Origin of the sequence: Profundicola chukchiensis, assembly GCF_029664245.1 — a bacterium.
Lineage (GTDB): Bacteria > Bacteroidota > Bacteroidia > Flavobacteriales > Weeksellaceae > Profundicola > Profundicola chukchiensis.
Map to the genome: position 1 here is coordinate 18,239 of NZ_JANAIE010000004.1, position 23,221 is coordinate 41,459.

The 23,221-nt window shown below is 35.3% G+C and carries 26 protein-coding genes; 8 read left to right on the forward strand and 18 right to left on the reverse strand.

Annotated elements, in window-relative coordinates; translation table 11 throughout:
* Positions 1–24: 24 nt before the first annotated feature.
* From NLM59_RS06510 to NLM59_RS06550, 9 genes are all read right to left on the reverse strand, one after another.
* Positions 25–846, reverse strand: a complete 822-nt coding sequence (locus NLM59_RS06510) for a lysophospholipid acyltransferase family protein (RefSeq protein ID WP_304416952.1) — start codon at positions 844–846, stop codon at positions 25–27.
* Positions 847–867: 21 nt separating this feature from the next.
* Positions 868–1,509: an NUDIX hydrolase gene (locus tag NLM59_RS06515; protein WP_304416953.1), complete on the reverse strand. Its 642-nt coding sequence runs from the start codon at positions 1,507–1,509 to the stop codon at positions 868–870.
* 93 nt (positions 1,510–1,602) lie between these two features.
* Complete coding sequence (locus NLM59_RS06520) at positions 1,603–3,231, reverse strand: S8 family serine peptidase (protein ID WP_304416954.1); 1,629 nt, start codon at positions 3,229–3,231, stop codon at positions 1,603–1,605.
* Between the two features lie 3 nt (positions 3,232–3,234).
* Positions 3,235–3,834: a WbqC family protein gene (locus NLM59_RS06525; protein WP_304416955.1), complete on the reverse strand. Its 600-nt coding sequence runs from the start codon at positions 3,832–3,834 to the stop codon at positions 3,235–3,237.
* A 33-nt stretch (positions 3,835–3,867) separates the two neighbouring features.
* Positions 3,868–5,376: a signal peptidase I gene (gene lepB, locus NLM59_RS06530; RefSeq protein ID WP_304416956.1), complete on the reverse strand. Its 1,509-nt coding sequence runs from the start codon at positions 5,374–5,376 to the stop codon at positions 3,868–3,870.
* A 42-nt stretch (positions 5,377–5,418) separates the two neighbouring features.
* Positions 5,419–6,126, reverse strand: coding sequence for a 4-hydroxy-tetrahydrodipicolinate reductase (gene dapB, locus NLM59_RS06535; RefSeq protein ID WP_304416957.1), 708 nt, complete (start codon positions 6,124–6,126; stop codon positions 5,419–5,421).
* Between the two features lie 3 nt (positions 6,127–6,129).
* Positions 6,130–6,687, reverse strand: coding sequence for a DUF5683 domain-containing protein (locus NLM59_RS06540; RefSeq protein ID WP_304416958.1), 558 nt, complete (start codon positions 6,685–6,687; stop codon positions 6,130–6,132).
* Positions 6,684–7,562 (reverse strand): ParB/RepB/Spo0J family partition protein, encoded by an 879-nt coding sequence (locus tag NLM59_RS06545; protein WP_304416959.1) that lies wholly within the window; start codon positions 7,560–7,562, stop codon positions 6,684–6,686. Before NLM59_RS06545 ends, NLM59_RS06540 begins: the two co-directional genes overlap by 4 nt.
* Positions 7,562–8,335: a ParA family protein gene (locus NLM59_RS06550; RefSeq protein ID WP_304416960.1), complete on the reverse strand. Its 774-nt coding sequence runs from the start codon at positions 8,333–8,335 to the stop codon at positions 7,562–7,564. Before NLM59_RS06550 ends, NLM59_RS06545 begins: the two co-directional genes overlap by 1 nt.
* Before the next feature lie 227 nt (positions 8,336–8,562).
* Between NLM59_RS06550 and NLM59_RS06555 the strand changes: the two genes are divergently transcribed.
* The 4 genes from NLM59_RS06555 to NLM59_RS06570 all read left to right on the forward strand — a co-directional run bounded on the left by NLM59_RS06555 (position 8,563) and on the right by NLM59_RS06570 (position 12,651).
* Entirely contained in the window at positions 8,563–9,588 is a 1,026-nt protein-coding gene (locus NLM59_RS06555) for a FecCD family ABC transporter permease (protein WP_304416961.1), read from the forward strand.
* Positions 9,585–10,286, forward strand: a complete 702-nt coding sequence (locus tag NLM59_RS06560; protein WP_304416962.1) for an ATP-binding cassette domain-containing protein — start codon at positions 9,585–9,587, stop codon at positions 10,284–10,286. The genes NLM59_RS06555 and NLM59_RS06560 overlap by 4 nt, the downstream gene beginning before the upstream one ends.
* Positions 10,276–10,971, forward strand: coding sequence for an SDR family NAD(P)-dependent oxidoreductase (locus tag NLM59_RS06565; RefSeq protein WP_304416963.1), 696 nt, complete (start codon positions 10,276–10,278; stop codon positions 10,969–10,971). Before NLM59_RS06560 ends, NLM59_RS06565 begins: the two co-directional genes overlap by 11 nt.
* Before the next feature lie 87 nt (positions 10,972–11,058).
* On the forward strand, positions 11,059–12,651 hold the full coding sequence (locus NLM59_RS06570) for a peptide chain release factor 3 (protein WP_304416964.1): 1,593 nt from the start codon (positions 11,059–11,061) through the stop codon (positions 12,649–12,651).
* Positions 12,652–12,657: 6 nt separating this feature from the next.
* Here NLM59_RS06570 and upp read toward each other — a convergent pair whose 3' ends face one another.
* Positions 12,658–13,314 carry a uracil phosphoribosyltransferase gene (gene upp / locus NLM59_RS06575; RefSeq protein WP_304416965.1) on the reverse strand — a complete coding sequence of 219 codons (657 nt, stop codon included), beginning with the start codon at positions 13,312–13,314 and terminating at the stop codon, positions 12,658–12,660.
* Between the two features lie 354 nt (positions 13,315–13,668).
* Here upp and NLM59_RS06580 point away from each other — a divergent pair, with 354 nt between their 5' ends.
* Complete coding sequence (locus tag NLM59_RS06580; protein ID WP_304416966.1) at positions 13,669–14,052, forward strand: START-like domain-containing protein; 384 nt, start codon at positions 13,669–13,671, stop codon at positions 14,050–14,052.
* 12 nt (positions 14,053–14,064) lie between these two features.
* On the forward strand, positions 14,065–14,877 hold the full coding sequence (locus tag NLM59_RS06585) for an aminotransferase class IV (RefSeq protein WP_304416967.1): 813 nt from the start codon (positions 14,065–14,067) through the stop codon (positions 14,875–14,877).
* Here the strand turns inward: NLM59_RS06585 and NLM59_RS06590 are convergent.
* Positions 14,874–15,431, reverse strand: coding sequence for a YqgE/AlgH family protein (locus NLM59_RS06590; RefSeq protein ID WP_304416968.1), 558 nt, complete (start codon positions 15,429–15,431; stop codon positions 14,874–14,876). The genes NLM59_RS06585 and NLM59_RS06590 overlap by 4 nt on opposite strands.
* A gap of 40 nt (positions 15,432–15,471) precedes the next feature.
* Between NLM59_RS06590 and pdxH the strand changes: the two genes are divergently transcribed.
* Positions 15,472–16,119, forward strand: a complete 648-nt coding sequence (gene pdxH / locus NLM59_RS06595; RefSeq protein WP_304416969.1) for a pyridoxamine 5'-phosphate oxidase — start codon at positions 15,472–15,474, stop codon at positions 16,117–16,119.
* Here pdxH and NLM59_RS06600 read toward each other — a convergent pair.
* The 5 genes from NLM59_RS06600 to NLM59_RS06620 all read right to left on the reverse strand — a co-directional run bounded on the left by NLM59_RS06600 (position 16,116) and on the right by NLM59_RS06620 (position 21,046).
* Positions 16,116–16,904 carry a DUF3307 domain-containing protein gene (locus tag NLM59_RS06600; protein WP_304416970.1) on the reverse strand — a complete coding sequence of 263 codons (789 nt, stop codon included), beginning with the start codon at positions 16,902–16,904 and terminating at the stop codon, positions 16,116–16,118. The genes pdxH and NLM59_RS06600 overlap by 4 nt on opposite strands.
* Positions 16,901–17,497 carry a transcriptional regulator gene (locus NLM59_RS06605; protein WP_304416971.1) on the reverse strand — a complete coding sequence of 199 codons (597 nt, stop codon included), beginning with the start codon at positions 17,495–17,497 and terminating at the stop codon, positions 16,901–16,903. The genes NLM59_RS06600 and NLM59_RS06605 overlap by 4 nt, the downstream gene beginning before the upstream one ends.
* 278 nt (positions 17,498–17,775) lie before the next feature.
* Complete coding sequence (locus tag NLM59_RS06610; protein WP_304416972.1) at positions 17,776–18,060, reverse strand: HU family DNA-binding protein; 285 nt, start codon at positions 18,058–18,060, stop codon at positions 17,776–17,778.
* Between the two features lie 161 nt (positions 18,061–18,221).
* Positions 18,222–19,178, reverse strand: coding sequence for a methionyl-tRNA formyltransferase (gene fmt / locus NLM59_RS06615; RefSeq protein WP_304416973.1), 957 nt, complete (start codon positions 19,176–19,178; stop codon positions 18,222–18,224).
* Positions 19,175–21,046 carry a RecQ family ATP-dependent DNA helicase gene (locus NLM59_RS06620; protein ID WP_304416974.1) on the reverse strand — a complete coding sequence of 624 codons (1,872 nt, stop codon included), beginning with the start codon at positions 21,044–21,046 and terminating at the stop codon, positions 19,175–19,177. Before NLM59_RS06620 ends, fmt begins: the two co-directional genes overlap by 4 nt.
* A gap of 92 nt (positions 21,047–21,138) precedes the next feature.
* Between NLM59_RS06620 and NLM59_RS06625 the strand changes: the two genes are divergently transcribed.
* Positions 21,139–21,459: a DUF493 domain-containing protein gene (locus NLM59_RS06625; protein WP_304416975.1), complete on the forward strand. Its 321-nt coding sequence runs from the start codon at positions 21,139–21,141 to the stop codon at positions 21,457–21,459.
* Positions 21,460–21,461: 2 nt separating this feature from the next.
* On the opposite strand, the gene NLM59_RS06630 is transcribed toward NLM59_RS06625, so the two are convergent.
* Both NLM59_RS06630 and tsaD read right to left on the reverse strand, forming a co-directional pair.
* Positions 21,462–22,169: an RsmE family RNA methyltransferase gene (locus NLM59_RS06630; RefSeq protein WP_304416976.1), complete on the reverse strand. Its 708-nt coding sequence runs from the start codon at positions 22,167–22,169 to the stop codon at positions 21,462–21,464.
* A gap of 2 nt (positions 22,170–22,171) precedes the next feature.
* Positions 22,172–23,185, reverse strand: coding sequence for a tRNA (adenosine(37)-N6)-threonylcarbamoyltransferase complex transferase subunit TsaD (gene tsaD / locus NLM59_RS06635; RefSeq protein ID WP_304416977.1), 1,014 nt, complete (start codon positions 23,183–23,185; stop codon positions 22,172–22,174).
* Between the last annotated feature and the right edge of the window lie 36 nt (positions 23,186–23,221).

Consider the following 23,221-nt stretch of genomic DNA (forward strand, 5'->3'; position numbering starts at 1 on the left):
TCACTTGGTTTAAATTAGATCTTCTTAATAGAAAGTCCTTGGTTTTTTCTTAACGGCTTCTCTTTCTTTTTCTTCTTGTTCTTCGGTTAATGGAGCCACCTTTATGAACTTTTCTGATTGTTCAATGGCATCCATGATTTTTGCAATTAAATCGTTTTTATTTTCGTTTTCGTAATCGATTTCTAAAGGCGCTTTGAAACGCATACTTTGCTCAACACCAGTCTTTTTAATAACTAATCCTTTTTTATCAAAAGAACGTCTGAAACCATCAATAACAACTGGAATCACGATAGGTTTAGTTTCAAGAATAAGATGTGCTGTACCTCTTCGGCCTGGAGCAAAAGCTTTGGTTGTACCTTGTGGGAAAGTAATTACCCATCCGTGGTCTAGAGCTTTTTTAATATTATCGATTTCACTTAAGTCAACTCGACGTTGAACGTTTTTACCGTTTGCTCTCCAAGTTCGTTTAACTGTAATCGCGCCTGTATAAGCAAAAATCTTAGTCAATAAACCTTTGTTCATTGTTTCCTTGGCGGCAACATAATACATGTCGACAACAGGATTCAATAAATAAACGGGATTATTAATAGAGTTTTCGAAACCATTCTGTACACTACAAAAAACATGGTACATGGCAAAAACATCAGCAAAATAGGTTTGATGATTCGAAACAAATAAAACATTGGTCTTAGGAAGATCTTTTAAATGCTCTGTTCCAGAAATCTTAAGTTTATTAAAGCCATTATACCTACGATAAGATATAATACCAAAAATAAATATCAAATAACGCTTGATAAAGTACCAATGCCCGAATGCATCATAAAAAATTGTCTTCTTTTTTGCCAAAATTCTTTTGTATTGGTAAGCTTACAAATGTAGGGAATTTCTACTAAATTGGTAGAACTCATTCAGCATCATTGCTGTGGCGCCCCAAATATTTATATCATGATTAATGCTAAATGCAGGTACTTGATAGTTAGCTCCATCATGATCCAAAACTAAATTAGTTTTCTGTGGATTGGTTATAAAACTATGAAAATCAATAGGAATGATCTTTCTTACTTCATAGTCGCAAGGCACAAAATTAGGTTCTTGGTGATAGAGTCCAACATATGGATACACCAAAAAGTTGCTTGGTGGAATAAATAATTCTGTTAACTCTCCTAAGATTTCGATACCATTAGGTTCAGCATTGATTTCCTCGTAGGACTCTCTAATTGCTGTTTGAGCCAAATTAGCATCTTCTTTTTCTACTTTTCCACCCGGGAAACCTATTTGATTGGAGTGAACACCTTTGTAGGTATTTCTATGAATCACAGGGAACTTCAGAACTCCGTCTTCTTGATATAATAAAATTAAAACAGAGGCAATGCGTGGTTTTTTTAAATCAAACCTACCATTATCCACCATGTGCTGTCGATCGGGTGGAGCCATTTCATATTGAGCTTTCCAACCAGGAATCTGGTTAAAGTCAAGCTGTTCTCTTAAAGTTTCAAAAGTGATTTTCATCCGCTGGAATTCCTTGTAAAATTAACGAATTTTATGCCGAAAAAAAACCGGAAATATCATTTCCGGTTTTAAATTTTATGCTTAATAAATTAATTATTTTTTAGCATAGGTTTCAGCCATTTTTAATGCTTTTAATGCATCAACTACTTTAGCGTTGATAGACATTCCCTCTAAAGCTGGGTGCGCATTTCCTGATTCAATCAAGATGGTGCGTAACTCAGAAGCAGTTAGTCTTGGATAGTAACTCCAAACTAAAGCAGCAACACCAGCAACTGCAGGAGCAGCCATACTAGTACCTTGAGCCCAATCATAAGTGTTTTTAGGAACTGTAGAGTAGATTTCTACACCAGGCCCGAAAATATCAACTTGTTTTTTACCAAAGTTAGAGAAACTCGCTTTGATTTTATCGTTATATCTAGAGCTTGCTCCAACAGTTAACCAAGAGTTACTCCACTCTTTACCATCTCTATAGTTGGTAGGGAAGTTAGACTCAACGTCGATATCTTTGTTGTCGTTTCCGGCAGCGTGTACCATTAAAACTCCTTTGTCTGTTGCATATTTAATAGCGTCCCAAACTAATTCTTTTTCTGGAGAATAAGCTTTACCAAAACTCATGTTTAAGATTTTTGCACCATTATCAACTGCATATCTAATAGAGTTAGCAATATCCTTATCTCTCTCGTCTCCATCTGGAACTGATCTTACAGCCATGATCTGAACGTTTCTAGCAACACCATCGATACCTAATCCGTTTCCGTATTCAGCACCAATAATACCAGCTACGTGTGAACCGTGGAATGAATCTGGACCATCAACGTCAGCATTTCCGTAGTATTTCTCTGTTTTGTCTTCGTAGTTATCACCTACAATATGTCTTGAATCAAAATCTACATTATAGTGGTGATTCATTTGACCTTTGTAGTACTTCAAAGCTTTGTCATCTTTCAATTGCTCTTGTAAGTCAGCTAACATTTGAGCTGGAGTTTGTCCGAAAACTTCTCCTGCTTTTTCTGTTCCAGCTGCCATCATAAAGCTGTTTTTAAGAGCCATTACTTGCTCGTTGCTAGAGTTGAAAGCCTTAAGATCGTTTACAGTAATTTCTTTGTCAGCTCCATACTCATCAGAAAATGCTTGGAACATGTTCAACATGCCCTCGATTTGCATTTCATAATTAGCAACCGTTGCTTTGGCCTTAGCTAAGGCTTCTTCAACTTCGATTTTCATCATTTTGTACTCCTCGTATTTCTTAGGGTACTTTTTCTTATTAGTTTCGTTGGTGAATTCGTCTGGAGTTTCAAACATATCCATACCTTTCTTTACCAAACGAGTTACTTCTAATTGATCTTCGTTTACGTGTGAACCATTAGCACCACCGATGAAGTTCCATCCGTGTATGTCGTCGATGTATCCGTTTTTGTCGTCGTCAATTCCGTTGCCTGGAATCTCATCTTTGTTAGTCCAAAGAACATTTTTTAAATCCTCGTGTGTGATTTCAACACCACTATCAATTACAGCTACAATTACAGGACTAGGCTTTAAACCTTTGCTTTCTGCATATTCGTAAGCTGCTGTACTTGCTGTACCATAAATACTATCTGTTGCAAAGTTGGCGTGGAACCAATTTCTTTTTGCTAATTCCTCGTCACTAGGTTTTTCTACTTCTTGTGCATGAGCAAAGAAGAAGGCACCTACCATTGCGAGTGATAATGTAATTTTCTTCATATCTTAAATTAAATTGTTTAAATAAATTTTGGACTGTGGTCCTTCGTTACAGATTAAATCTATGATGCTTAAATTAGGTATAAATTCCATTTTTTCTTCAAATACTTGAGGATAAGCTGGATTTTTGAATGCATTTGATTTCGCATTATAAGCATCTCTATAATCCTTGTTATAGTCTGTTGAGTAGGCTTCTGTGGTACTCAATTTCTTATCCACCTGCAGTATTGTCAAAAGTCGTTCCATTATTAGACAATTAAGGTCAAATAAATAGGTGGGACGCGATTCTAATATGGCTGCAAAATGATGTTCGTAGAACTCAAAGTAAGGCGATCTACGATATGCTGCTTCAAAGGATTTAAAATGTTCTTTGGGCCAATCTTCTGCGTAAGAAATCTTAATATCCTTGATTTTTCTTGTAGCGTTATTTTTTTGCGTTGGAATATTCAGCATCTGCTTTCCGTTGGCGCTGAGGATATAACAACGGTTTCTATAAGACTGTTTTTGCATGTTTTCAAAACCATCGATCATGGGAGACTCTTCTTTCATAAAGTCCGCCATGTACTCAATAGGAGGGAAGTAATATGCAGTAAAAACTGAACTCATAGTTTTTAATTTTTAAATCTTTTTAAAATTGATTTAGTCTTTCTTTTTCTTGAAAATAAACTCCCATCCAAAGAAAACAGCTAATAGAATTCCACCAATCCATAAATAACTTGTCTTATTTGGATTGTCGTTATTAGGAATAGTAAACCAACGATCCCATTGCCATCCGCTCTTAGGTTCGAATCCAAAAGCTTGGTTTAAGTTTGCCCATAAAAAGATAGGTTTACCAATGATGTGATCCTCTGGAGTGAATCCGAAGAATCTAGAATCTAAAGAGTTATGGCGATTGTCTCCAATCATAAAGTAGTAATCTTGTTCAAAAGTATAGTCAGAAACTTCTTTTCCATCTAATTGTAAAACGCCATCTCTTAATTCAAGGTTTTTACCTTCATATTTCTTAATAACATCGATGTATTTAACTAAATTCTCAATGTCTTTTACATTCACAGTCATTCCTTTAGCTGGAATAGTTAGTGGACCATAATTGTCAACATTCCATTTTTCGCCTTTAGGGAAAATATTTGGACTAGGCGCATCTGCTGGTTGAACAATCCAAGTAGATTGAATCGCATTAGGAAGAGCTTTTAATTGATTGAACATATCATCGGTTACACCATAGAAATCATATTGATATCCACCCTCAAAGGCTGAAACACGATAATCAGTTTCTACTAAACCATAAGTTTCCACTAGGAATTTTGGACTTAATTGAGTACTAAATTGTAGCGAAGCTGAATGTTGTAATAAGGCGTCTTTCTTTGGTTCGAATTTTTCATTATTAACAAATAAAACTCCTTCGCGCATTTCGATTACATCACCCGGCTCTCCTACGCAACGCTTAACATAGTTGTCTTTGCGGTCGATAGGTTTATAAATTGAGTCTGTAGGGAAATTAAATACAACAATATCATTCTTCTTAACCTTAGCCCATCCTGGAATTCTTGTATAAGGTAGTTGTAGTTTTTCTACGAATAAATTTCTTGAGAATAAATCAGAAAAAGGAACAGAAACAGGCGTGTTTGGAAGTCTAGTACCATATACATTCTTACTTACAAATAGCGCATCACCAATCTTCATGGTGTTTTCCATAGATCCTGTTGGAATAATCATGGGTTGAACAAAGTAGGTATGAACTATAGTAGCCAAAACTACCGCGAATAATAAGGCAGAAATAATGGTTTCTTTTCTCTCCTCAGGACCCGTATATTCTGGTTTTTCAACGTAATTTAGATAATAGATATAGAATCCAAGGGTAACAATTACTAAAATAGCATCGCCGATTCCTCTCTTGCCATAGCTACGAATGAAATCTACCCACATCACCATTATCATAATAGGGGAGATAATAGGTAAGAATAGTAAAATCACCCACCATTTAGGTCTTTTCATGATGTCGAGCATCACAACGGCATTATAAACCGGGATAGCAGCCTCCCATGCTTTTCTTCCTGCTTTTATGTATAGTTGCCAAGTTCCGGCAAAATGTATGACTTGAACGATTAAAAAGAAAATTAACCAATCAGACCAAGTACTTAACCACATATATTCTAATTTTAATTATTGGTAGTGAAATTTAGATGTTTGTTACATTCCCAAAACATCCTTCATTGTAAAGACCCCTTTTTTATCGTGAATAAACTCAGCGGCTTTCAAAGCGCCTAAAGCAAATCCTTCTCTAGAAAAGGCGGTATGTTTTAATTCGATAGCATCATGGTAAGACTCATATTTAATAACGTGTTTACCAGGTACATCATCTATTCTAAACGCATGAATAGGAATGGTTTTATCTTTTTTATCACCGTTTAATTCCCAAAATTCGTAACTGCTTTCTAGCATGATTTTCTCTGCTAGAGTGATAGCGGTTCCACTTGGTGCATCTAGCTTTTCGGTGTGATGCGTTTCTTCTATCGAAACATCATATAATTTATGATCTTTCATCATTCTAGCCGTTTGCTGAGCAATGGCAAAGAATAAATTAACGCCTAATGAGAAATTAGAAGCGTATAAAAAACTTGAATTATAACGATCAATTTTGTCTTGAATCTCCGGAAGTTTATCTGTCCAACCCGTGGTTCCACATACGGTGGGGATGTTGCTTCTAAGAAGTATATTAATGTTTTTGTAAGCTGCTTCAGGTTTGGTAAATTCAATCGCTACATCAGGTCGAGCGTCGATTAACATAGAATGAGTTGGTTCCTCATTTGTTTTTAAAACAATGCTGTGTCCTGCTTTTTCAGCGAGACCTTCAATGGTTTTACCCATTTTTCCGTATCCAATCAGTGCAATTCTCATAATCTACTTAAGGTTTAATGTTATAGCCAAACCAAAATTGGTTTGACCTGTGCCCGGATCTATAAATGCGGTAGGATCAATGCTTAAATCACGATCACGTCTGATTTCATATAAATGTGCATCAACGGTAGCGTCCAAGACATTCAGCGCATAGGCAACCACGGTTAATGCAATGGCATAATCTCTATTTCTGCGCATATCATCCTGAATAGCCCCCAATCGATCTTTATCGAAAATACCAACATAAGGGTGTTCTTGGCCTTCTAATTCTGCCAGAAACGCATCGCGATAATGATGGTATCTACTATTGTAATGTATTGTTACCCCAACGCCAGTACCAATCAATCCCCAAACAATAGGAGCTTTCCAGTACTTCTCGTTGTAAATCTGTCCCATTCCTGGTAAGACAGCAGAGTATAATGAAGCCCTAACCGGATTTTTAATAATTAATTCGTTGTTCTCTACTGCAATATCTCCAGTGATTTGAACTGAATCATTGGATACTTTTTGTGCTTGAAGCATCAAGCTAATAAAAAGGAATATTACAGTGAAGTATCTCATTTCAGTAAATCTTTAATTCTTTGAAAATCAGCATCAGAATTAAAGTTTAAAATTACTTTTCCTTTTCCGTTATTGCTTCTTACGATTTCGACTTTGGTGTCTAATCTATCGGTCCACTCTTTCTGAGATTTCTTAAACTCATTAGGTAGAACCGCTTTTTCTTTAGGTTTGCTTGGGTTTTTATGCGACTTGATTAATTGCTCTGTTTGTCTAACAGATAAGCTTTTACGAATAATTTGTTCGTAAATCTCTAGTTGTTTATCAATGTCTTCAACAGAAATTAAAGCTCTACCATGTCCCATAGAAATCATACCGTCTCTAATACCCGTTTGAACAATAGGATCTAGTTTTAATAAACGCAAATAATTGGTAACCGTACTTCTGTCTTTCCCAACTCGTTGACTCATTTCCTCTTGTGTTAAGTCAACTTCGTCAATAAGTCTTTGGTAGGTAAGAGCAATTTCAATAGCATCTAAGTCTTCACGTTGAATGTTTTCAACCAATGCCATTTCCAGCATTTCGCGATCATCTGCTAATCTTACAAAGGCTGGAATTCTCTCTAAACCATTCAGTTGTGAAGCTCTAAATCTTCTTTCTCCTGAAATTAATTCGAAATTATCTCCAACTTTTCGAACGGTAATAGGTTGAATAACACCCAATTCTTTAATGGAATGTGCTAACTCTTGTAGTGCTTTTGGGTCAAAATGAGTTCTAGGCTGATTTGGATTTGGAATAATTCTCTCAATTGGAATTTCGATAATATTCCCAACCAATTCTTTAGCTCCTGTATCTTTTACAGAATTTGCTTTCTCACCACTTTCGCTTAACAAAGCGGATAATCCTCTACCTAATGCTCTTTTCTTCTCCTTTGCCATTATATCGAATCGTTATTGTTCTTCAAAAATTCGTGTGCTAAATGTAAGTAATTTTCAGCACCTTTACTATCTGCATCGTATTTAATGATGGATTCACCGTAACTAGGTGACTCGCTTAATCGTACATTTCGGTTGATAATCGTTTCAAATACCATATTCGGGAAGTGTGTTTTAACTTCCTCCACCACCTGATTGCTCAATCTCAATCTAGAATCAAACATGGTCAATAACAATCCTTCGATATCCAATTTGGTGTTATGATGCTGTTGTACTCCTTTGATGGTATTCAATAATTTCCCTAATCCTTCTAATGCAAAATATTCACATTGGATGGGGATAATTACAGAATCCGCCGATGTTAATGCGTTCAGCGTAATTAAACCTAAAGATGGAGCGCAATCAATAAAGATATAATCATACTCATCTCTCACGGATTCTAAGGCAAGCCTCAATAAGTGCTCGCGATTATCAACATCAACAAGCTCTATTTCGGCCGCCACTAAATCCACATGCGATGGAATAATATCCAAATTAGGCGAATCAGTTTTTAAAATAACATCTTTGGCAGGTAGCACATGCTCTAATAGCTCATAGGTACCATGCTCCAACGTTTCAATATCAATCCCTAAACCAGAGGATGCATTGGCTTGTGGATCAGCATCAATCAACAATACCTTCTTCTCCAGTATTCCTACTGCAGCAGATAGATTAATGGCTGTAGTTGTTTTACCAACACCTCCTTTTTGGTTTGCAATGGCAATAATTTTACCCATAATATACAATGAATTACAAAAATAAGACAATTTGCGCAGGTGGCTCAACCCAAGTAGGACTACTTTTCAACATTTAAACTAAAGTTCTCCACGTTTTAGGCTTAGCTGATGACATCAAGCTACTTATCTTATGTGTTAATGAAAGTTAAACTATTCAATTTAATAAAATCTGAACTAAGCTAAATCTGTATTATTACTCAAATCTAGGATTGTGATAAACCTTCAAATTGATATCTTTGTTGACCATGACGAATTGGTTGGTTCAAGATAAAAGATTTTTCCTGCTGCTATTGCTGATGCTAATAGTATTAGGGCTTTCGCTTGTACTCGGAAGTTCGTCTTATGCTTTGATGGATTATTTTAATTTATCGGAAAATGAATCACTGAAGAAAATTGTTTTTCAGCATCGTTTACCTCGAACCATCACAGCTTTATTAACTGGAATTGCTTTGCCATTGAGTGGATGGGTTTTGCAGGAGTTTTTTAGAAACCCGCTGGCCGGACCATCGATTTTAGGAGTGACTTCTTCAGCTGGTTTAGGTGTTGCTATCGTTATCGTTTTGGGAAGTTCTCTTGGATTTGGGAGTTTCATTTTTGAACCAGGATTGTTAATTATAGGCGCCTTAGCAGGAGCATTGTTGGCCATGTTGCTTTTGATCTCCATTGCAAAGCAATTATCATCTACCAACGCGATGATTATTGTAGGTTTTATGATTGCAACTATAGCAGGTGCTTTTATAGAAATACTTCAATACTTTTCAAGTGCTAAGGAATTGAAATCCTATGTTTTATGGGGATTTGGTTCGTTGACGGGTTTAAGTATCAAGCATTTAATATATTATGCTGCATTTGTGTTGGTTGGAGTGTTTTTTATTGTTAAAAATATTCCTTCATTAATTAGGATGCAACTCGGCGAATTATACGCTCAAACCATGGGTGTAAATCTTAGATCATTAAGAATTCAACTGATTATAGCATCGTCAATTTTGGCAGGTGTAGCTACAGCCTTGGTGGGGCCGATTGCTTTTATAGGATTGGCAGTTCCACATATTTGTAGAATGTATCTTAAAACCTCAAATTTTTATCAATTGTTTGCCTACAATATGGTAGTTGGAGTTATTTTAATGACCGGCTTTGGCTTGTTGGCTGAATTATTTCCCGGAGGAGCTTTACCGATCAATGTAATTACGGCTTTATTCGGTGCGCCGATTGTTTTAAGTATTGTTTTTCTCAATAAAAATCAAATATCATGAGTTTGCTGAGTATTGAGAATTTATCGATTGGGTTTAAGAAAGCTTTAGTTAAAGACATAAACCTAGAACTAGAGAAAGGGAAATTAATCTTCTTATTGGGCGAGAATGGAAGTGGGAAATCCACTTTTATGAAGACTTTATTTAAGATAATCCCTCCTTTTGCTGGTCAAATTAAATACAGAGGAAAAGATATTCAAGAGATAAATGCGAAGTTATGGTCGCAAACCTTGTCGGCTGTATTTTCACGCATCGGAGTGGTTCCTATGATTCCAGTGAATGAATTAATAGAAATAGGTGCTTCCCAGCCTAATATGGAATTAAAATCTAATGTGATTCAACTATTAGAAATCGAACATTTATTAGATAAGTATGCTAATGAAATAAGCGATGGCCAATTGCAAAAGGTAATGATAGCAAGGGCCTTATTGCAAAACACCGATTTTGTATTTTTTGATGAACCCACAGCACATTTAGACTTTAAGTCAAAATCACATGTTTTTCAATTGTTGAGAAATCTTGTAGATTCAACTGAAAAGACATTTATTGTTATTACACACGAGATCTTATATGCCCTCGAAATGGCAGATGAGATTTGGTATATTAATGAAGGTAAATTATATAAAGGAAGCTCAAAAGAAATTGATGCTAAGTTTCAATTACGAGAACAAATTTTAAATTTAAAACAAAATGAAAGTTAAAAATATAATCATCACAGGAGGAAGTAGAGGAATCGGAAGAGCCTTAGTAGAGAAATGCTTGAAAGAGGGACATAATGTTTTTGTTATTTCTAGATCAGAGGCTTTATTAAAAGAGATTGCTGAGATATCCAATGATGAGCAGTTTAGATATGCGCCTTTAGATTTGGCTACGATAGAAGATTACCACGATATCCATGATTATATTAAAGATTGGGAAACGGTAGATGTCTTATATAATAATGCTGGTCTTTTAATCAAAAAACCATTTCAAGAACTAACGCCATCTGACTTTTTAGCGAGTTATAAAGTGAATTTTTTAGCTCCAACTATGTTGATTCAGAGTTTGTATTCAAAATTTACAAAGGACTCACATATTGTTAATATTACAACAATGGGCGCTGTGCAAGGATCGGTTAAATTTCCAGAACTTTCAGCTTATGGATCATCCAAAGCGACTTTGGTGACTTTATCAGAAGTTTTAGCTCAAGAATTTGGCGAAGAAGGTCCAAGTATCAACTGTGTAGCGCTGGGAGCTGTTCAGACAGAAATGTTAGAAACTGCTTTCCCAGGGATTGAAGCGCCGGTTCAGCCGCATGAAATGGCCGAGTATTTATATGATTTTGGTTTAAAAGCCCATCAGTTCATGAACGGTAAAATTGTTCAATGTTCATCTACGACACCTTAATCTGAATTTTAAAAATATTAAACAAAGAAGGCTGATTTAATTATTTATTGATAAAATCACTACTTTTGCCGTCCCAAAATCTTACCCATGTCAAAAACCTTACTTAAGGAGATTAATAAAAGAAAAACCTTTGGAATTATTGCGCATCCAGATGCCGGTAAAACAACGCTGACTGAAAAGTTACTACTATTCGGTGGTGCGATTCAAGAAGCTGGAGCGGTTAAGTCCAATAAAGTTAAAAAATCTGCTACTTCCGACTTTATGGAAATCGAACGTCAACGTGGAATTTCCGTTGCAACTTCGGTTTTAGCATTTGAGTATAGAGGTAAGAAAATCAACATTTTAGATACGCCAGGTCACAAGGATTTCGCGGAGGATACATTTAGAACTTTAACCGCCGTCGACAGTGTGATTGTTGTAATTGACGTTGCAAAAGGGGTGGAGGAACAAACCGAGAAATTAGTGAAGGTTTGTAGAATGAGAAATATTCCGATGATTGTTTTCATCAACAAATTAGACCGCGAGGGTAAGGATGCGTTTGATTTATTGGATGAAGTTGAGCAAAAATTGGAGTTAAATGTAACGCCGCTTTCTTGGCCGATCGGAATGGGAGATAGGTTTAAGGGGATTTATAATATTTGGGAGAAGAATATTAAATTATTCTCTGGCGAAAACAAACAAAAGATTTCTGATGGTATAGAAATCGAAGACCTAGCCGATGAAAGTTTAACGGAACTTTTAGGTGAGGAAGATGCTGAAAATTTAAGAGAAGAAATTGAATTGGTGACAGGTGTATATCCTGATTTTGATAATGATGAATACTTAAAAGGTGAATTGCAACCTGTATTCTTCGGTTCTGCATTAAACAACTTTGGAGTGCAAGAGTTATTGAATGCCTTTATTGATTTTGCACCAAATCCACTTCCAAAAGAAAGTGAAACAAGAATTGTTAGACCTGAGGAGGAAGCCTTTACAGGGTTTGTATTTAAGATTCACGCGAACATGGATCCAAATCACAGAAATAGATTAGCCTTCGTTAAGGTGGTTTCTGGAACTTTCGAGAGAAATAAACCTTATTTACACGTTCGATTAGGTAAGTCAATGAAATTCAGTGCGCCGAATGCTTTCTTCGCCGATAAAAAAGAAATTGTTCAAGAGAGTTATCCAGGTGATATTGTTGGTTTACATGATACCGGAAACTTTAGAATTGGAGATACTTTAACTGAAGGTGAAGAATTAAACTTCAAAGGAATTCCAAGTTTCTCTCCAGAGCACTTTAGATACGTTAACAACTCAGATCCAATGAAAGCGAAGCAATTCGAGAAAGGAATTGATCAGTTGATGGACGAAGGTGTGGCACAGTTATTTACGATGGAATACAACAACCGTAAGATCATCGGAACGGTTGGAGCACTTCAGTATGAGGTGATTGAGTACCGTCTTGAGCATGAGTATAATGCCAAGGTTTCTTATGAAAATATCAATATTCACAAAGCTTGTTGGGTAGAGTGTAAAGACGAGAAATCTCCTGAATATCAAGACTTCTTACGTGTTAAACAAAAATATCTAGCACGCGATAAGTACAACCAATTGGTATTCTTGGCGGATTCTGCCTTTACTATACAAATGACGGAACAAAAATATCCGTCGGTTAAGCTACACTTTGTGAGTGAGTTCTAAAGAGAATTAAGATTGTAATTTAGATCCAAAAGACAAATCACCTGCATCTCCTAATCCTGGGACGATGTAGTTTTTGTCATTCAATCCATCGTCGATGGCTCCACACCATATGGTAGCATCGGGAAAGGCTTCAGCCAATTTTTCTAAACCTGGTTTAGCCGCAATTGCACATAAGATGTGTACCGAACTAGGTTTTCCTAGTGCTAAGATTTCTTTTAAGGCTTCTACTAAAGAAGCTCCAGTAGCAATCATTGGATCGGTAATAATCAACGGACGATCAGCAATGTTGGGGCAAGTAATATACTCCTGTCGAATTACAAAATCTTCTTCAGGATCATGTTTTCTATAAGAACCAACAAAGCCACTATCAGCACCGTCAAAGTAGTTCATAACGCCTTGAAAAAGAGGAACTCCTGCGCGTAGAATAGTAAGCACAACGGGTTGCTTGTTGAATTCAGAACTGGTTTTAGTTCCTAAGGGAGTTGTAATGTCAACCTTTTTGAAATCAAGACCTTTGCTGATTTCGTAAGCTCCAATTTCACCAATACGTTCTAAATTTCTTCTAAACCTTAAACGGTCACTTTGTGTTTTTACACATCTTAATTGGTTTACCCATTCTGTTAATAAGGAATTGGATGCTGAAAGGCTTATTACATTTTTCATAGGATAAAATTAATGAATTAATCCTAATTGTCTTAAATTTTTTAAATACTTCATTGCAGGAGGATATTTTGAAGCTTAGAAAAGCTGATTTAAAATTAAATATAAAGTTTTAATGAATTTAAAATTTTTTGAAGAAAATTTAAGTTTTGAAGCGGATAGTCACTCTCAGAACTTTTAAAACATAAATATCAGGAGAAGTATATGCTAAGAATATCATATTTTGGGTTGAGAGATGTGGAAAATTATTAAAAATTAAAAATGTATATAAATACACTAAAAATTCCTATGGATAAATTTTTATGCTTCCTTTAAATTTATATATTGCGGGAATTTAAATAACATACACACAAGTATATGTCTAAAAAGAAGTTTGAAATAGAGGTTTCGGTGAATGCTTCACCAAGTTTTTTATATAATTATATCGCAACACCATCAGGACTTTCTGAGTGGTTTGCAGAGAACGTTAATTCAAGAGGGGAGAAGTTCACATTTATTTGGGATGGTGGCTACGAAGATGTTGCCTATTTGGTAAGATCTAAGTACGACGAGTATGTTCGTTATCGTTGGGAATATGACGAGGATACTAAATATTATTTCGAGATTCGAATTCAGGTAGATGAGCTTACTAATGATGTATCTTTGGTGGTTACAGACTTTGCTGAAGATGACGACATAGACGAAGCTAAAGATTTGTGGAGAAGTCAATTAGAGGACTTGAAACACACAATTGGATCTTAAAATTATTTTTACATGCATTCCCGTATCAATTTAAATGGAGAAATCGTTTCTGCCACCACGCAGTTATTCGGTTTCGATCATCCTGTATTCAATTCAGGTGAAGTTTTACAAGAAAAAATTCGATTATTCGAAGGTTCATTTTTATTTGCTGAGCGTCATTATTTCCATTTAATGGCACAAATGCGCATGGCACGAATGCAAATTCCTTTGGATTATACGCCAGCTTTTTTCTATCAGGAATTAGCTAAAATTCAAGAAGATAGCGGTTTGCAGAATGCAGAAGTTAGTTTTAATGTAACCCAAAGCGAAACTAAAACTGATTTTTGGCTTAGTATTAAGGAATTACCTAATACTTTATTTTTTAACAACGACTACGAAATTGACTTATATAGAGAGACTTATGTTTCGGGTGACTTCCACCAGAGATTAAACTTCTTAAACCCGAGATATAGAATTTTGTCTACTTATGCTAAAGAAAATTCTTTAGATGATTTAATCTTATTAAATCATGAAAAATCTGTTGCACATTCTATGAATGGAAACATTTTCATGATTCAGGGGAATGAGGTTTTTACTTCAAGCTTAGAACAAGGTGCTTTTGACAATGTGTTGAGAGATAGAGTGATACAAGCTTGTATTAGAACACCTGAAATTGATGAAATTCACGAGGGCGAAGGTTTGTTTCCATTTAAATTAAACAAAGCCGACGAGGTATTTATTGCTAAAAATGGTCAAGGAATTATTAAAGTAAGTAAACTTCGTAAGAAAGAATATGTTTCGGAGGTTACCGAAAGTATTGTGAGCCAATTACAAGAATTAGATTAATTAAGCATTGGATTTTCTGGCATATTAAACCAAAGAAGGTTTTCTCCGCCTAATTTTATCATTTGCTCTTTCCAAAGTGTGTGATTCCAATCTTCGAAAACATCGAAGTTAATGGAATTATGCACCGACCAAGCGCCATTTTTGATTTCAGTTTCTAGTTGATTTTCAGACCAACCTGAGTAGCCAACATAGAATCTAATTTCATTGGGCTTAATAAATCCATTATTAAGAGCGTATTTTACATCATCAAAATCGCCGGCCCAATATAAGTTATCTTTTATGAGCTCGCTATTTTTGATTAAGTCTGGACGATTATGAATGTAGAATATATTTTGCTCGTCCACTGGCCCGCCCGAATAGACCATAGCCTCGCTATTGATTTCGTTTAGAAATACATTTACCGGAATATTTAATGATTTGTTCAAAACAAAACCAATAGATCCACTTTCTTCTGAATGTGTGGTTATGATGACCACAGAACGATGAAAAACATCAGTTAATAAAGAAGGTCGGGCAATTAAAATTGTTCCTCTTTGTATGGTTTGTGTTTGCACTTGTTTGTTTTATCTTTGATAAAGATAAAAAAATATTGTTATGAAACAAGACTTAAGTGATTTTAGAAAGTCTTATGAGAAATTTGCATTAAATGATGCAGATCTTTCAGAAAACCCAATTGAAGTTTTTAGAGAGTGGTTTGATGCTGCGGTGAATAATGACACTGTAGATGAGGCTAATGCTATGTCAGTGAGTACGATAGGTGTGGATGGTTTTCCTAAAACTCGAGTAGTTTTGTTAAAGAGATATACAGAAGAAGGATTTATTTTTTATACCAATTACGAAAGTGAAAAAGGGAAGGCTATTGAAAATAACCCACATGTTTGTCTTTCGTTTTTTTGGCCAGGAATGGAGCGCCAAATTATAATTAAAGGTAAAGCCGAAAAGATCGCGCCTAACATGTCCGATGGTTATTTTGAATCAAGACCTATATTGAGTCAGATAAGTGCTATTGTTTCGCCACAAAGTTCTGTGGTTCCATCTAGAGAATATCTAGAAGAAGCTCAAAAAGATTTAGAAATTGAACTTAAAGGTAAATACCCAGAAAGGCCAGCTTATTGGGGTGGGTATTTAATTCGTCCACAAAGTATAGAGTTTTGGCAAGGTCGCCCGAATAGATTGCACGATAGAATCAGGTATACTTTGAACCAAGATTATGATTGGGTGATGGAACGATTGGCTCCTTAAACTAATCTTAAAGCAAATTGAACAAGTAGGGCAGTGAATATAGCAAACCCGAAGCTTAATAAAGTTCCGATGAGTACGTATTCGGTAAACTGCCTATTTTTTCCTTGATTTAAATCACCAAATCTAAATACAGATTTAGCGGTAATTAAAAATCCAACTGCCGACCATTGTCCGATTAATATAAAGGTAAACACAAGTAAACGCTCAATGATGCCAATATGTTTGCCTCCATTTTTAAGTGATTTTTGCTCTACCTCATCACCATCCTCTGAAAAGAAGAAAGATTTCCAATGGTTTGACTTTTTAAGAATGGGGGTGTTTTCTACTTCCTTGGTATAAGGAGATAGAATGACGCGTAGGATGGATGAACTTGGTAAACTTAAGAAAATATAGCCCAATAAAACCAATAGAACGCTTGGTTCAAGTAGTAATTCCCAGTTAAAGCTAAGGCTGGTATTGAACGCAACTATTAGAATTACTATGATGTGAAATAATTGATCAAGAATAAAGCTATAAATTTTAGATGTATCTGAGTTAAGAAAACTCAAAAAACTGATTTTAAGAGCATCAATTATAATATGGCTGACAAGCACAATGGCTAATGCTAAAGTATAGTTAGGAAGCATTAAACCTATCAATACAAGCAGTAGGGCATGGGTTGCTATATGTTTCCAAAAGCCTGAGGAGGAAAGTCCATCTTTAAATTTCGATTTTACCCACGAAGTTGGTTGTAAAACAAAATCTCCAAGAAAATGTGCAATTAATAATAAGAGTAAAAAGTTCATAGTTTGGAGTTTATAAGTTCATGGTAATAATTTAAATACTGCTGCAAAGCATTATAATTTGCGCGGCTCAGCACACGACTCACATTAGATTGTGTGGTGTTGAGTTTTTTGGATAATTCCTCTTGACTAGCGTTTGGGTAGAGTAACTTGGTGTGTACATATTGGGACATTCCAGTTGTCCATTGTTCACAAAGCGTGTTGTATAAATTAAAACCTGCATTTAATCCTAGATCTAAATCTTGCCAATCTGTTTTAATGGCTAAATTTTGTGGTAAATCTTCTAGCAATCTACCTGAATTGATATAAGCCGTTCCCATATTTTGAGTTACGCTTGCAGTTTTGAGTGTTTCGTCGCCGATACCAATAGCTATTCTAATGTCTAATTTACTTAATTGACGAATGCTTGCTTTTAATCTTGTTGCAATCGTAAGTGCATCAGCCGGATTTTCTATACGCACTTGTATACTATCTCCACGATAGATACTCCAATCTATAGGGCTCTTTCCAAATTGATTGAGACTTGGTTTAATGGCTTTTTGCCAGTCTTGATTTTGGGTCGAGTTAATGATATCTGCTGTAATGACTGCAATCATCTGAATTAATTTGATATAAATGTATTACACTTTTGTGTAATAAACAAGTTTTATTCCGTTTTTGTGTAATAATTTTAAATATTACAATAATATGTAATAATATAGGTTTATTACATTTTTGTGTAATAAAATAAAGGTAGTGAGTTTAGTGGGTTGATTATCAGTTTAAAGTAGAAGAGTAGCTGATGTGTGCGGATTCTTAAGAAAGGAAAAAGTTAATGTATGGACATAAAAAAACCGAATCAATAGATTCGGTTGAATTTTGGGTTGTAAAGATATTATTTACCTCCGTTAACTGCTTTTGAAAGCTCAGAACCTGGCTTAAATTTAGCAACAGTTTTAGCTGCGATTTTGATTTTCTCTTTCGTCTGAGGGTTGATACCTTCACGAGCACTTCTTTTAGAAGTTGAGAAAGAACCGAATCCAACTAAAGAAACTCTACCGTCTTTTTTAGCTAAAGTTTTAGTGATATTATCCGTGAAAGAATCTAAAGCTGCTTTAGCTTGTACTTTAGTAATTCCAGCGTCAGCTGCCATTGCATCGATTAAATCTGATTTGTTCATAATAATAAATATTTTCGTTTAAATTATTGATTGTATGACAAATATAGTATTTCATAGAATATATACAAGAAAATAGGCACTTTTTTTCGCCTGTAATGTTGATAAATAGGCGATTTTGTTAATAAAACCGCCTGAATCACGCATTATTTCGTTCAACTTGCCTATTCATCGACTACTTGGGAGGTTTCATCTAAAGGATAGCCATTCATAAAATCTAAGGATTTCATTCGTCTTTTTCCTTCTAATTGAACTTCCTCCAACCAAATAATTCCTTCTTTATGTGCAACTCCTAATTTATTCTGCTCCTTAAATACAGATTTAGCTTCGCGATTGTGTTCTATTTTTTCAATACTCGAACGGTAAACTTTAAGCATTTTCTCATCTCCTTGACTAGAAATCATTGTCCAAGATGCTGGATAAGGGCTCATCCCTCGAATCAAATTTTGAATATCTTCTATAGATTTCGTCCAATCAATTCTGCAATCTTCTTTAAAGATTTTAGGTGCAGGTTTTAAGCTAGGAGATTCCTCTTGTGGAACAGCCTTCAAACTCTCATCACCCAAACCTGCAATGGTTTTAATTACTAAGTTAGCACCTGTATGCATTAGGTTATCATGTAAGTTACCTGCATTATCAGTAGGTAGAATCTCTACTTTTTCTTGTAATAAAATGTTTCCAGTATCAATTTTCTCGTCAATCAAGAAAGTTGTAACACCCGATTCGGTCTCACCATTAATAATAGCCCAATTGATAGGAGCAGCACCGCGGTATTGAGGAAGCAAAGAAGCATGTAGATTAAAAGTTCCTAATCTAGGTAGTTTCCAAACTTCTTTAGGTAGCATTCTAAAGGCAACCACGACAGCAATATCAACTTTTAAATCTTCTATAGTTTGTAAAAATGATTTAGCTTTTAATTTAGGCGGCTGAAGTAAGTTTAAATCATGCTTTTTGGCATATTTAGCAACGGCCGATTCGTGAATTCTTTGTCCGCGTCCGGCTGGTTTATCTGGAACTGTAACAACACCTACAACGTTTAAGTCATTTTTGACAATGGTATCTAATATATGTACTGCAAAATCGGGAGTACCCATGAACAGTATGCGTAAGTTTGATTTCATATGGAATAAATATCTGGAATTTTAAATTTTATTTTTTCTTCGTCCAACAAATTTTGGAGTTGGTTTAATAATATGTTTTTATCAACATAAGCAAATCTTTCGTACACCTGTGCCGATGTTTTATTTCCTGAACTTAAATAGTCAAGGATTTCTGAATCACTTATCTTTCGATCGGAAGCAATGGGTGAACAAACATTGCAAATGCCGCATTTCGGTGTTTTCTTCTCGCCAAAATAACGAAGCACCAACTGACTTTTACATATGGCATCGTCTTCTATGAAATAATACATGGCTTGAAGTCTTTGCCATTTCAACCGTTGTAGATTTTCAAACTTTTTATACAAACCTATTTTAATGAAATTATCATCTCTAGGTTCCAAGAAAGAAAGTTTAACGATCGCCGCATCACGATAGAAGATTTTATCAGCTTCATGTAGCTGTTTCAAGGTCTTCTTAACGAAGCCGCTCGAAAGTTTTAATCGTTGTGCAATTTTATATTCATCGATAGCGAGAGGTTCTAAAAATATACCACCGTAATTTCGAGCTAAATAACTTAAAATGCGCTCAGATGGCTTTTCTTCATCTTTAATCTCAACATTTCTTATTAATATCTTTATTAAACTCTGTTGTTGAGATCTTTTAATGTCAATCATCTGTTGCTGAACCAAAAATTGCAAAATCTTCTTGGTTTTTTGCTTAGGCAAATCAAATCGTTCAATGAACTTTCTTTCAGAAAAAGGTTTTTGCCCTTGTGCAAGCTCATGATTAGCAACTTGAAAATAATTATAGAGTTTATTAATGATAACTAAGAATTCATTCTTTTTGGGTAAGCCCGATCTAAAGGCTTTGAAAGCATTCTTTTTATCTTCTTTCCCCACCAAAAGTATACCTTGTGCCTTCTTACCATCACGACCGCCACGTCCAACTTCTTGAATATAGGATTCAATTCCATCTGGAGCATCAAGGTGAAACACATTGCGCACATTCGGCTTATCGATTCCCATTCCAAATGCATTGGTGCTCACTAAAACCTTAGAAGAAGATTCTATAAACTCACGCTGTTTTCGGTTTTTATCTTCTGTGGTTAAACGAGCGTGATAAAAGTCGGCATCAAAACCTTCATTTTTAAGAAAGGTAGCTAATTCATAAGTGTCCTTTCGTGTACGACAAAACACAATAGAAGCCCCTGGAAATTGATTTAGTAAGTAAATTAAATCTTGGTATTTATCTTCAGATTCATGGATGCGATAAGCTAAATTTTCTCGATATAAAGACCTGCGATAAGTATTCGGGTTTTCTAGGTTTAGCTCACGAATAATTTCATTCTCAATATAAGGCGTTGCGGTTGCTGTAAGAGCAAGAATAGGTTTACCGGGCAGTAGCTCCTTAATTGTTTTTAAAGCTAAATAAGACGGTCTAAAATCATGTCCCCACTCCGAGATACAATGTGCCTCGTCGATGGCCACATAAGATATTTTTAATGTTTTAAGTACAGCTTGAAATCTCTGTGACTGAATTCTCTCTGGTGAAACATATAATAACTTAACACCGCCAAAACGGCAGTTATCTAAAATGATTTCAATGTCAGATTTGGTGATTTCAGAAGAGATTAATTCTGCTTTAATGCCCTTTGATTTTAAGTTTTTAATTTGATCTTTCATTAAGGCAATCAAAGGAGAAACGACCAAGCATAGACCTTCTTGAAGTAAGATGGGAACTTGAAAAGTAATCGACTTTCCCCCACCAGTAGGCAATAGCGCAAATGTATCATGACCATCTAATATGCTTTGTATGATCAAATCTTGAGGTGGGATAAAGTTATCGTAACCCCAATACTTCTTCAATATTTCTTGTGGATGAGTCGCCATTAAAACAAAAATACAGTATATACCTTTACCAAGCCATTATTATGTTCTTTAACTTGGCACTAAATTGGTAAAAGAAAATGAAAATTTAGAATATGTCAAATCAAAATACAAATACAAATGGAAATTCTTCTGAAAGATCACCTGAAGAATTTTACGCAAGTTTAAAAAGAGAGCTGGATAATGTGACCAGCTTTCCATCTAATTATACCTACAAGTTTATAATTCCTACTGATAATAAAAAGATTGCTGAAATTCAACGCGTTTTTGATCATACGCGTCCTCAATTTCAAATGAAAGAATCTAAAAATGGAAAATACACCAGTATTACAGTGGTAGTTTACGTTTTAGATTCAGATCAAGTGATTCACTATTATAAAGAGGTTTCTCAAGTAGAAGATGTAATTATGCTATAATTTTATTGATGCAGCCAATGTGCTAACATAACGCAACTCAAAGCAGCTGTTTCTGTTCGCATACGCTGATCGCCAAGTGAAATTGGCGTGTAGCCATGTTCTACAGCCATTTGCACTTCTTCTTTAGAGAAATCACCTTCGGGTCCAATCAAAAATTGGTAAGAACTTTTTAATGTAATGACATCCTTAATCGGTTTTTGTTCTATGTCTTTATGACAATGCGCAATGAACTTTTGACCAGGGGTGTCATTATTTTCTTTTAAGAAGTTTTTAAAACTAACTAGGTCATCAATTTTAGGTTGTTCTGCCTTCAAAGATTGTTTCATGGCAGCGATTCCAATTTTGTTCAATCTTTCGTGATTTATTTTTCTACGCTCAGAATTAAAAGTAACAATCGGGTAGTAGGCATCTAAGCCGATTTCAATCGCTTTTTCTAAAAAGAATTCAATGCGATCGATTTGTTTTGTTGGCGCAACTGCCATTTCAATTTTGTAATCACGTTTTTGGACATTGGGAATAGATTCTAAATTTCCAATTACGGCAGATTTATTTTCTAAAGATTCAATTTCACCTTTATACATATCACCAGCGCCATTGGTAACATAAACTTGGTCGCCTTGTTTCATCCTCAACACACGAATCATATGATGAGATTCGGTAGGAGATAGGAGAGCTTTGTTGTTTTCGATATGCCCGATAAATAAAATCATACTTATAATTTAAAACGTGCTTGAGATTTGGAAGTTAGTTCTCCAAATTGCTCATTTTCATATTTAATCTTACCTACAATAGCAATCATGGCTGCATTGTCGGTTGTATATTCGAACTTAGGAATAAATACTTTGTAGCCTTCTTCAGTCTTTAGATTTAGTTTAAGTCTTAACTCAGAATTGGCAGAAACTCCACCAGCTAGTGCCAGACTTTTAATTCCTAAATCTTCTGCCGCTAGATAGAGTTTTTCTAAACACATATCTGTAATAGTATGCTGCACAGAGGCGCATAAATCATTTAAGTTTTCTTGAATAAAATTAGGATTCTTTTGCTGCTGTTGGTTTAAAAAGTTCATCACTCCTGTCTTTAAACCACTAAAGCTAAAATCATAGCCATCTACTTTGGGTTTTGTGAATTTAAAGGCATTTGGATTTCCTTCCTTAGCTAAACGATCAATTTCGGGGCCGGCAGGATATTTAAGCCCCATGATTTTACCGATTTTATCAAAAGCTTCTCCAGCTGCATCATCTCTTGTTTCTCCAATAACCTCTAGGTCGGTATAGCTTTTTAATAAAACCACCTGGGTATGTCCACCACTAACGGTTAAACACAAAAAAGGAAACTCAGGAGCTTCGTCATTTGCATCTTGAATAAAATGTGCAAAAATGTGTGCCTGCATATGATTTACCTCAATTAAAGGTACATCTAAAGCAATGGCTAAAGACTTTGCAAAACTACTTCCTACCAAAAGAGATCCTAATAATCCAGGGCCAATGGTATATGCTATTGCATCCAAGTCTTTTTGTCGTATTTTAGCCTCCGAAATAGCTGTTTGAATGACAGGTACAATATTTTGCTGATGCGCACGCGAAGCCAGTTCGGGTACAACACCACCATATTTTTGGTGTACTTTTTGACTCGCTATAACATTAGACAATATAGTAGAACCCTGTATTACAGCAGCTGATGTGTCGTCGCAGGAGGATTCGATTCCAAGTATGATCGGTGATTTCATTAGATGCAAAAGTAAAAAGAATATTAAACTAAAAGA

What these genes read in the sequence shown, in the direction of transcription:
- NLM59_RS06515 (WP_304416953.1), bottom strand. Translation starts at nt 1,509, where the DNA reads ATGAAAATCACTTTTGAAACTTTAAGAGAACAGCTTGACTTTAACCAG.
- NLM59_RS06545 (WP_304416959.1), bottom strand. Translation starts at nt 7,562, where the DNA reads ATGGCAAAGGAGAAGAAAAGAGCATTAGGTAGAGGATTATCCGCTTTG.
- NLM59_RS06525 (WP_304416955.1), bottom strand. Translation starts at nt 3,834, where the DNA reads ATGAGTTCAGTTTTTACTGCATATTACTTCCCTCCTATTGAGTACATG.
- dapB (WP_304416957.1), bottom strand. Translation starts at nt 6,126, where the DNA reads ATGAGAATTGCACTGATTGGATACGGAAAAATGGGTAAAACCATTGAA.
- NLM59_RS06565 (WP_304416963.1), top strand. Translation starts at nt 10,276, where the DNA reads ATGAAAGTTAAAAATATAATCATCACAGGAGGAAGTAGAGGAATCGGA.
- pdxH (WP_304416969.1), top strand. Translation starts at nt 15,472, where the DNA reads ATGAAACAAGACTTAAGTGATTTTAGAAAGTCTTATGAGAAATTTGCA.
- NLM59_RS06610 (WP_304416972.1), bottom strand. Translation starts at nt 18,060, where the DNA reads ATGAACAAATCAGATTTAATCGATGCAATGGCAGCTGACGCTGGAATT.
- NLM59_RS06600 (WP_304416970.1), bottom strand. Translation starts at nt 16,904, where the DNA reads ATGAACTTTTTACTCTTATTATTAATTGCACATTTTCTTGGAGATTTT.
- NLM59_RS06585 (WP_304416967.1), top strand. Translation starts at nt 14,065, where the DNA reads ATGCATTCCCGTATCAATTTAAATGGAGAAATCGTTTCTGCCACCACG.
- upp (WP_304416965.1), bottom strand. Translation starts at nt 13,314, where the DNA reads ATGAAAAATGTAATAAGCCTTTCAGCATCCAATTCCTTATTAACAGAA.
- tsaD (WP_304416977.1), bottom strand. Translation starts at nt 23,185, where the DNA reads ATGAAATCACCGATCATACTTGGAATCGAATCCTCCTGCGACGACACA.
- NLM59_RS06560 (WP_304416962.1), top strand. Translation starts at nt 9,585, where the DNA reads ATGAGTTTGCTGAGTATTGAGAATTTATCGATTGGGTTTAAGAAAGCT.
- NLM59_RS06540 (WP_304416958.1), bottom strand. Translation starts at nt 6,687, where the DNA reads ATGAGATACTTCACTGTAATATTCCTTTTTATTAGCTTGATGCTTCAA.
- NLM59_RS06625 (WP_304416975.1), top strand. Translation starts at nt 21,139, where the DNA reads ATGTCAAATCAAAATACAAATACAAATGGAAATTCTTCTGAAAGATCA.
- lepB (WP_304416956.1), bottom strand. Translation starts at nt 5,376, where the DNA reads ATGTGGTTAAGTACTTGGTCTGATTGGTTAATTTTCTTTTTAATCGTT.
- NLM59_RS06620 (WP_304416974.1), bottom strand. Translation starts at nt 21,046, where the DNA reads ATGGCGACTCATCCACAAGAAATATTGAAGAAGTATTGGGGTTACGAT.
- NLM59_RS06520 (WP_304416954.1), bottom strand. Translation starts at nt 3,231, where the DNA reads ATGAAGAAAATTACATTATCACTCGCAATGGTAGGTGCCTTCTTCTTT.
- NLM59_RS06550 (WP_304416960.1), bottom strand. Translation starts at nt 8,335, where the DNA reads ATGGGTAAAATTATTGCCATTGCAAACCAAAAAGGAGGTGTTGGTAAA.
- fmt (WP_304416973.1), bottom strand. Translation starts at nt 19,178, where the DNA reads ATGAAATCAAACTTACGCATACTGTTCATGGGTACTCCCGATTTTGCA.
- NLM59_RS06570 (WP_304416964.1), top strand. Translation starts at nt 11,059, where the DNA reads ATGTCAAAAACCTTACTTAAGGAGATTAATAAAAGAAAAACCTTTGGA.
- NLM59_RS06630 (WP_304416976.1), bottom strand. Translation starts at nt 22,169, where the DNA reads ATGATTTTATTTATCGGGCATATCGAAAACAACAAAGCTCTCCTATCT.
- NLM59_RS06605 (WP_304416971.1), bottom strand. Translation starts at nt 17,497, where the DNA reads ATGATTGCAGTCATTACAGCAGATATCATTAACTCGACCCAAAATCAA.
- NLM59_RS06580 (WP_304416966.1), top strand. Translation starts at nt 13,669, where the DNA reads ATGTCTAAAAAGAAGTTTGAAATAGAGGTTTCGGTGAATGCTTCACCA.